The sequence below is a fragment of the Yoonia sp. genome (assembly GCF_036007805.1).
Classification (GTDB): Bacteria; Pseudomonadota; Alphaproteobacteria; order Rhodobacterales; family Rhodobacteraceae; genus Yoonia.
In genome coordinates this window covers 1-7,651 of the sequence record NZ_DASYOK010000094.1, presented here as the reverse complement: position 1 = coordinate 7,651, position 7,651 = coordinate 1, and the positions used below count along the sequence as shown (strand labels likewise).

Below are 7,651 nucleotides of genomic sequence, written 5' to 3'. Positions count from 1 at the left end.
GTTGATTGATGGCAATGAGGTCGCTGCGGGGGCGGATCGCGAGTATCCCGCGCTCTATGACCGGATGGCGGAACTGGTCAAAACAAGTGCATCCGAGGTGGATTTGTCACCGATGCTGCATGTGGCGGACGCGCTGACACTTGGCAAACGCAACGTCGTCGCATCTTTCCACTTTTGACCTAACCTTATGATTTTCCATGTCTAATCAAACTTCCGCCGGAGGCATCCCGCCGTTGCGAACGGCGTCGGCGTCTGTTTTCATAAACTGCCAAAAATTTACCATTTGATAAAAAATAAAACTGTGGCAGGCTGCTTGTGAGAAGCCAGATCAGGATTGCACCATGTCCAGCCCCATGACCCCCGGAATTGCCGCAGCGCGTCTGCCCGCCGAGATACTCGGCGAGAACTTTGGCGATCTACATGCGCCCTTTACGCCCCATGAGGCGGCGGTTGCCGCGGATCGTTGTTATTTCTGCCATGACGCGCCTTGTGTGACGGCCTGCCCGACCGATATCGATATCCCGCTCTTTATTCGCCAGATCAGCACCGGCACGCCCGAGGCTGCGGGCAAGACCATCTTTGACCAGAATATTCTGGGCGGTATGTGCGCCCGCGTCTGTCCGACAGAGGACCTTTGCGAACAGGCCTGCGTGCGTGAAATGGCCGAGGGCAAGCCGGTCGAGATCGGGCGCCTGCAGCGCCATGCCACCGATACGCTGATGGCCAAGCAGCGCCACCCCTACGATCGCGCGCCTGAAACCGGCAAGAAGGTGGCAGTGGTCGGCGCGGGGCCTGCGGGTCTGGCCTGTGCACACCGCTTGGCGATGCATGGCCATGATGTGACGGTCTATGATGCCGAGGCCAAGGCAGGCGGCCTGAATGAATTCGGGATTGCCGCCTACAAATCAACCGATGATTTCGCGGCGCGCGAGGTAGATTGGCTCTTGGGGATTGGCGGCATCACTGTGCAAACGGGGGTGCGCTTGGGTGAAGGTATTTCACTTGGCGGTCTGACCGAGAGCTATGACGCAGTTTTCCTTGGTGTGGGTCTTGGCGGTGTGAATGCGCTGGGCAGTGCGGGCGAGGACAAGGACGGTGTTCGCAATGCTGTCGATTTCATCAAGGAACTGCGTCAGGCCAGTGATCTGGCGGCCCTGCCTGTTGGCCGCGATGTGGTTGTGATTGGGGGCGGGATGACCGCTGTCGATGCCGCCGTGCAATCAAAACTGCTGGGCGCGCAAAACGTTACAATTGCCTACAGGCGCGGGCGCGAGGCGATGAGCGCCAGCACCTATGAGCAGGACCTTGCCGCGTCAAAAGGTGTGCGGCTGATGTTCAACGCCCAGCCTGTGGCGATCCACGGCAACGGTGCCGTGCGCGAGATTGAACTGGAATACACCACCGATGACGGCAGCGGGTTGAAAGGCACGGGCGAGACTGTGCGTCTGCCCGCCGATCAGGTGTTCAAGGCGATCGGACAGACGCTGACGACCGATGGCGGTCTGGCACTGGCAGGGCGCAAGATTGCCGTGACAGGTGCGGGCCGGACCAGCAAGGCGGGTGTGTGGGCCGGTGGTGATTGCGCGACTGGTGGTGATGACCTGACCGTCACGGCTGTCGCAGAAGGCCGCGATGCGGCGATGGATATTCATGCAACCTTGATGGGGAGCAACTAAAATGGCTGATCTGACAACAAACTTTCTGGGCATCAAGAGCCCCAATCCGTTCTGGCTGGCCTCGGCCCCGCCAACGGACAAGGAATACAACGTCCGCCGCGCCTTCGAGGCAGGCTGGGGCGGCGTGGTCTGGAAAACGCTTGGATCCGAAGGACCACCTGTCGTCAACGTCAATGGTCCGCGGTATGGCGCGATTTACGGCGCGGATCGGCGGTTGTTGGGCCTGAACAACATCGAGCTGATCACGGACCGTCCTTTGGAAGTGAACCTTGAAGAAATCACCCGCGTGAAGGCTGATTATCCTGACCGCGCAATGATCGTGTCGATCATGGTGCCTTGTGAAGAACAGGCATGGAAAGACATCCTCCCCCGCGTGGCAGCCACTGGCGCAGATGGTATCGAACTGAACTTTGGCTGCCCGCATGGGATGAGCGAACGCGGTATGGGCGCGGCCGTGGGGCAGGTGCCCGAATACATCGAAATGGTCACGCGCTGGTGCAAGCAGTATTACGACAAACCCGTGATCGTGAAGTTGACGCCCAATATCACCGATGTGCGCAAACCTGCGGCGGCTGCCATGCGTGGCGGGGCCGATGCAGTGAGCCTGATCAATACCATCAACTCGATCACGTCGGTGAACCTTGATACCATGTCACCGGAGCCTTCGATTGATGGCAAAGGATCGCATGGCGGCTATTGCGGCCCTGCGGTGAAACCGATTGCCATGTCGATGGTCTCCGAGATCGCGCGCAACCCCGAAACGCGCGGCCTGCCGATCAGCGGGATCGGCGGTATCACCACATGGCGCGACGCGGCGGAGTTTATCAGCCTTGGCGCGGGCAATGTGCAGGTCTGCACCGCTGCGATGACCTATGGTTTCAAGATCGTGCAGGAAATGATCAGCGGGCTGTCCCAGTGGATGGATGAGAAGGGCTATACGTCAGTCGAAGAAGTCGTTGGGCGCGCAGTGCCGAATGTGACGGATTGGCAGTACCTGAATCTCAATTACGTGGCCAAGGCCAAGATCAATCAGGACGACTGCATCAAATGCGGGCGCTGCTATGCCGCCTGCGAAGATACCAGCCATCAGGCGATTGCCATGTCCGAGGACCGCACGTTCAGCGTGATTGATGCGGAATGTGTGGCCTGCAACCTTTGTGTCGATGTTTGTCCTGTGGAAAACTGCATCACGATGGAAGCGATGCAGCCGGGCGAAGTTGATCCGCGCACTGGGAAAGTGGTGCAAAAGGAATACGCCAACTGGACGACACACCCGAATAATCCGGGGGCGGTTGCGGCTGAGTGAAGCACAAGAATTTTTGTCAAAAATTCTTGTGGTCCAAGCGATAACCTTCGTACGAAGGTTATCGCAATCATGTGTGCACGATCATTTTTCCCGCATTGCAGATAACGATGAACTGCCCACCGCATTCGATCAGATGATAACCGCGTCGGCTGACTTCATTTATGAAAGCCACGCGCCCGATTTCGCGATCCACATCTTTCACGGCGCGTCTGACAATACCGCCTGATCGCGCAGCTTTGGCATCAAAGATACGGGCGCACCAGCTCGGGTTCGTGCTTGGGTGGCGGACGGTTGAGGCATGGACAATCTGCATACCAAAACGTCCCACGAATTGGTGAATACTCTCTTAAACGCGCAAGAGTTTCGAATACAGCGTATCCAGAAAGCTCAAGGCCCCGTCATGCGGGGCTTTGTCGCCCAAGACGGCCCGCACCTGCACGTCGAAATCGGCGTAATGCTGGGTAAAGGCCCAGATTGAAAAGATCAGATGATGCGGGTCGATGGCCGCGATTTTTCCTGCATCTGCCCAGCCCTGGATGATGGCGGCCTTGTCATCGACCAGCGTTTTCAGATCGGTTTTCAGGATCTCTTCGATATGGGGCGCGCCTTGCAGGATTTCATTCGCAAACAGCCGGCTTTCGCGCGGAAAATCGCGGCTCATTGCCAGTTTGCGCTGCGCATAGCCCATGATCTCGGCAACCGGATCACCTGACCCGTCAAGGGCTTTTAACGGGTCAAGCCATGTTTCGAGGAGGCGTTCCAGAAGCGCCGTGTGAATGGCCTCTTTGGATGGGAAATAGTAAAGCAGGTTCGGTTTGGACAGGCCCGCCGCATCGGCGATCTGATCCAGCGTTGCCCCCCGAAACCCGTATTGCGAAAAAATATCCAGTCCAGCAGAGAGGATCGCCGCGCGATTACGCTGCTGGATGCGGGTGGGGGCTTTGGTCATGCCGATCCTTTGCTCAAAATTCAGGCGAAGCCGGGCCGGATTTGCCCAATTTTGCCTGTGATGGATGCATCTGCCAGTATTTAGCGCAGAGAACTTGACTGATGTTTCCTCTCTGTTAGCGTTATTTTGACCAGTTGGTCAAACCAGAAGAGAGGAGCCCTCATGCCAGCCCCCGGAGAGAACCTGCGTATCAACGGTGAACGGCTGTGGGACAGCCTGATGGAGATGGCCAAGATCGGCCCCGGTATCGCGGGAGGCAACAACCGTCAGACCCTGACCGATGAAGACAGCGACGGCCGCCACCTTTTCCAAAGCTGGTGCGAGGCTGCGGGTTGCACCATGGGCGTTGACGAGATCGGCAATATGTTTGCGCGGCGCGAAGGCACCGATCCCGATGCGCTGCCGGTTTATGTGGGCTCGCATCTGGATACCCAGCCCACGGGCGGGAAATATGATGGTGTCTTGGGTGTGCTCGGTGGCCTTGAGGTGATCCGCACGCTCAATGACCTCGATATCAAGACCAAACACCCGATTGTCGTAACGAACTGGACCAATGAGGAAGGCACCCGTTACGCCCCCGCCATGCTGGCATCGGGTGTTTTTGCGGGCAAACATACGCTCGACTGGGCCAATGATCGCGTGGATGCCGATGGCAAACGTTTCGGGGACGAGTTGGAGCGGATTGGCTGGAAAGGCCCCGAGAAAGTTGGCGACCGCAAGATGCATGCGTTCTTTGAGTTGCACATCGAACAGGGTCCGATTTTGGAGGCCGAAGGCAAGGATATCGGTGTCGTCACCCACGGTCAGGGACTGCGCTGGATTCAATGCACGGTGACCGGCAAGGAAAGCCATACAGGGTCAACGCCCATGCACATGCGCAAGAATGCGGGGCGTGGTTTGGCGCTGATCACCGAGTTGGTGCATGAGATCGCGATGAAGAACCAGCCGAACGCCGTGGGTGCGATTGGCCATATCGACGTCTATCCGAACTCGCGCAACATCATCCCGGGTAAGGTGGTCTTTACCGTCGATATGCGCACGCATCTGCTGGATAAGCTGAACGGCATGGTGGACGAGCTGATGGAGCGCGCACCGAAGATTTGTGAAGACATCGGGGTGACATTCGAGGCCGAAATCGTCGGCCAGTTTGATCCGCCCGCTTTCGATGAAGGCTGTGTGAAGGCCGTGCGCGATGCGGCGGAACGGCTCGGCTATAGCCACATGGATATCGTGTCGGGTGCCGGGCATGATGCCTGCTGGATCAATGATATCTACCCGACGGCGATGGTCATGTGTCCGTGTGTTGATGGGTTGAGCCATAACGAGGCGGAAGAGATTTCGCCAGAATGGGCGGCAGCAGGGACCGATGTGCTGTTTCATGCGGTTGTGGAAACGGCGGAGATTGTTGGGTGAGGGTTGCCACAATTCACCACGCAGTCCCGGACGTGATCCGGGACCTCCACGTTGCGGCAAGAGGTCCCGGATCACGTCCGGGACTGTGTTGGTCTTTTGTTAACCGTGTGTGCGCAAAAGTGAGCCATGGCATTCTACACCTACATCGCGGCCTGCCAGTCGAACACGGCGATCTATATTGGCGTGACCGGAGACCTGTTCAAACGTATGTCCGAACACAAGTCAGGCAGGGGCGGCACCCACACATCGAGGTACCGTATTCGCAAGCTGGTCTATTTCGAGGTGCATCAAACACTGCCCGAAGCGATCGCCCGCGAAAAGAAACTCAAACGCTGGCGGCGCGCCTGGAAAGACGCGCTGATCAACGAACAAAATCCAAAGTGGTCCGATTTGATGATGGAGGTCTCGTTTCTCTGAGGTCCCTGATCAAGTCAGGGACTGCGTAGCACTTGGGAGAGACCAATGACCAAAGTCATCAAAAACGGCACCATCGTCACGGCTGATCTGACCTACAAAGCAGACGTACTCATCGACGGCGGCAAGATCATCGAGATCGGGCCGGACCTGAAGGGCGACGAGGAACTCGACGCGACCGGATGCTACGTCATGCCGGGCGGCATTGATCCGCATACCCACCTAGAGATGCCGTTTATGGGCACCTATTCCACCGATGATTTCGAAAGCGGAACCCGTGCGGCGCTGTCGGGCGGTACGACGATGGTTGTCGATTTTGCGCTGCCTGCGCCGGGTCAGGGCCTGCATGACGCGCTTCAGATGTGGGACAATAAATCGGGCCGCGCGAACTGCGACTATTCCTTCCACATGGCTGTGACATGGTGGGGCGAGCAGGTGTTCAACGAGATGGAAAGCGTGGTCAAGGACCGCGGCATCAACACCTTCAAGCACTTCATGGCCTATAAAGGTGCGCTGATGGTCAATGACGACGAGATGTATGCGTCGTTTTCGCGTCTGGCGTCTTTGGGGGCCATCGCGATGGTCCATGCCGAGAATGGCGATGTGGTGGCCGAGCTTTCCGTCAAACTGCTGGCCGAGGGCAATACCGGCCCCGAGGCGCACGCCTATTCCCGTCCGCCGCAGGTCGAGGGTGAGGCCGCGAACCGTGCCATCATGATCGCCGATATGACCGGCGTGCCGCTCTATATCGTGCATGTGTCCTGCGAAGAGGCGCATGAGGCGATCCGCCGTGCCCGTATGCAGGGCAAACGCGTCTGGGGCGAGCCGCTGATCCAGCATCTGACGCTGGATGAATCTGAATATTTCAACAAGGATTGGGACCACGCCGCACGCCGCGTCATGTCACCGCCGTTCCGCAACAAGCAGCATCAGGATAGTCTCTGGGCCGGTTTGCAGTCTGGTTCTTTGAGTGTGGTTGCGACGGACCACTGTGCCTTTACCACCGAACAGAAACGCTATGGCGTCGGCGATTTCACGAAAATTCCGAACGGTACAGGCGGGCTTGAGGACCGGATGCCGATGCTCTGGACACATGGTGTTGGAACGGGCCGTCTGACGATGAACGAATTTGTCGCCGTGACCTCGACCAATATTGCGAAGGTGCTGAATTGCTATCCACGCAAGGGGGCCGTTCTGGTGGGGGCCGATGCCGATCTGGTGGTCTGGGACCCCGAGAAATCCAAGACGATCACCGCGGGCGCGCAGCAATCGGCGATTGATTACAACGTGTTCGAGGGCAAGCAAGTGAAGGGCCTGCCGCGATTTACCCTGACGCGGGGCCACGTCGCGATCCATGATGGCGAGGTGCGCACGCAGGAAGGCCACGGCAAATTTGTGAAACGCGCGGCGAACACGCCGACGAATAAGGCGCTGTCGAAGTGGAAGGAATTGACCGCGCCGCGGCCGGTGGAGCGGTCGGGTATTCCGGCGACGGGTGTCTAAGGTAGAGTGGATGAGGTCCCGGGTCAGGTCCGGGACTGCGGGGTGAAATGTGGCTTTGAATACGACGATTAAAGCGGAAGGTCTGAACCTGACGTTTGAGACCAATGATGGCCCTGTGCATGCGCTCAAGGACGTGAACCTTGAGATCAACAAGGGGGACTTCGTGTCGTTTATCGGCCCTTCAGGGTGCGGTAAGACGACGTTCCTGCGTTGCATTGCGGGGTTGGAGCAGCCGACGGGCGGGCAGATCTCGGTCAATGGCATGACACCGGATGAGGCGCGGATGGCGCGGGCCTATGGCTATGTGTTTCAGGCCGCTGGTCTGTATCCGTGGCGCACGATTGGTGGCAATATCAAGCTGCCGCTTGAGATCATGGGGTTCTCCAAGGC

At 58.2% G+C, this 7,651-nt stretch carries 8 protein-coding genes; 6 read left to right on the top strand and 2 right to left on the bottom strand.

The genetic code is table 11. The annotated features are described in order from the left end of the window. The first annotated feature begins 341 nt into the window (after positions 1–341). Both VGP75_RS05330 and preA read left to right on the top strand, forming a co-directional pair. Complete coding sequence (locus VGP75_RS05330; protein ID WP_327542662.1) at positions 342–1,676, top strand: NAD(P)-dependent oxidoreductase; 1,335 nt, start codon at positions 342–344, stop codon at positions 1,674–1,676. 1 nt (position 1,677) lies between these two features. After that, positions 1,678–2,982, top strand: coding sequence for an NAD-dependent dihydropyrimidine dehydrogenase subunit PreA (gene preA, locus VGP75_RS05325; RefSeq protein WP_327542661.1), 1,305 nt, complete (start codon positions 1,678–1,680; stop codon positions 2,980–2,982). Between the two features lie 67 nt (positions 2,983–3,049). Here preA and VGP75_RS05320 read toward each other — a convergent pair whose 3' ends face one another. Beyond that, complete coding sequence (locus VGP75_RS05320) at positions 3,050–3,295, bottom strand: hypothetical protein (protein ID WP_327542660.1); 246 nt, start codon at positions 3,293–3,295, stop codon at positions 3,050–3,052. A gap of 33 nt (positions 3,296–3,328) precedes the next feature. Next, a complete protein-coding gene (locus VGP75_RS05315) occupies positions 3,329–3,931 on the bottom strand; it encodes a TetR family transcriptional regulator C-terminal domain-containing protein (protein WP_327542659.1) in 603 nt (200 codons plus the stop codon). A 162-nt stretch (positions 3,932–4,093) separates the two neighbouring features. Between VGP75_RS05315 and VGP75_RS05310 the strand changes: the two genes are divergently transcribed. The 4 genes from VGP75_RS05310 to VGP75_RS05295 form a co-directional block, all read left to right on the top strand. Further along, complete coding sequence (locus VGP75_RS05310) at positions 4,094–5,344, top strand: Zn-dependent hydrolase (protein WP_327542658.1); 1,251 nt, start codon at positions 4,094–4,096, stop codon at positions 5,342–5,344. 126 nt (positions 5,345–5,470) lie between these two features. Beyond that, positions 5,471–5,761 carry a GIY-YIG nuclease family protein gene (locus VGP75_RS05305; protein ID WP_327542657.1) on the top strand — a complete coding sequence of 97 codons (291 nt, stop codon included), beginning with the start codon at positions 5,471–5,473 and terminating at the stop codon, positions 5,759–5,761. A gap of 45 nt (positions 5,762–5,806) precedes the next feature. Next, positions 5,807–7,261 carry a dihydropyrimidinase gene (hydA, locus tag VGP75_RS05300; protein WP_327542656.1) on the top strand — a complete coding sequence of 485 codons (1,455 nt, stop codon included), beginning with the start codon at positions 5,807–5,809 and terminating at the stop codon, positions 7,259–7,261. A gap of 55 nt (positions 7,262–7,316) precedes the next feature. Continuing rightward, the coding region (locus VGP75_RS05295; protein ID WP_414727779.1) for an ATP-binding cassette domain-containing protein at positions 7,317–7,651 on the top strand (335 nt) is incomplete at its 3' end.

Coding starts and splice junctions, on each gene's coding strand:
- VGP75_RS05320 (WP_327542660.1), bottom strand. CDS start 3,295: ATGCAGATTGTCCATGCCTCAACCGTCCGCCACCCAAGCACGAACCCG.
- VGP75_RS05310 (WP_327542658.1), top strand. CDS start 4,094: ATGCCAGCCCCCGGAGAGAACCTGCGTATCAACGGTGAACGGCTGTGG.
- VGP75_RS05305 (WP_327542657.1), top strand. CDS start 5,471: ATGGCATTCTACACCTACATCGCGGCCTGCCAGTCGAACACGGCGATC.
- VGP75_RS05330 (WP_327542662.1), top strand. CDS start 342: ATGTCCAGCCCCATGACCCCCGGAATTGCCGCAGCGCGTCTGCCCGCC.
- hydA (WP_327542656.1), top strand. CDS start 5,807: ATGACCAAAGTCATCAAAAACGGCACCATCGTCACGGCTGATCTGACC.
- VGP75_RS05315 (WP_327542659.1), bottom strand. CDS start 3,931: ATGACCAAAGCCCCCACCCGCATCCAGCAGCGTAATCGCGCGGCGATC.
- preA (WP_327542661.1), top strand. CDS start 1,678: ATGGCTGATCTGACAACAAACTTTCTGGGCATCAAGAGCCCCAATCCG.